This is a genomic window from Streptomyces sp. DH12 (assembly GCF_020873895.1).
In the GTDB taxonomy this organism is placed as follows: Bacteria; Actinomycetota; Actinomycetes; order Streptomycetales; family Streptomycetaceae; genus Streptomyces.
Genome location: NZ_JAHWGT010001500.1, coordinates 1 through 404, shown reverse-complemented (window position 1 = coordinate 404; position 404 = coordinate 1). Strand labels below are relative to the sequence as shown.

The following is a 404-nucleotide window of genomic DNA, read 5'->3' as shown; positions in this document are numbered from 1 at the left end:
GCCGGGCCGGAACCGCGGCTCGGCGCTGTCCGCGACGCCGACCACGGTGAACCGCCGTGCGGTGCCGGGCACGGTGAGGGTGTCGCCGGGGGCGGTGAGCAGGGCGCGGGCCAGGCCGCTCTCCAGCACCACGCCGTCGGGCGTCGCCGGGTCGAGCCAGTGTCCCGAGGTGACGATCGGGCGGCCCACCTCGGGCCGGTCCCGGGTGCCGCGCACCTCGACGGAGGCCCGGCCGCCCTGCGAGGCGAGGGTGAGCGAGGAGGTGGGGTAGGGGCCGGCGACCGACCGCACCCCGTCCAGACCGGTCAGCCAGTCCGCGTAGGCGGACGCGGTGGTGTGCAGGGTGACGTGCGCGCCGTGCGCCTGGGTGTAGACCCGCTGCCAGGGGTTGGAGGCGTAGCCGA

At 77.5% G+C, this 404-nt stretch carries 1 protein-coding gene; it reads right to left on the bottom strand.

Annotated elements, in window-relative coordinates:
• The coding region (locus tag LPA54_RS40765) for an ABC transporter permease (RefSeq protein WP_228985460.1) at positions 1-404 on the bottom strand (404 nt) is incomplete at both ends.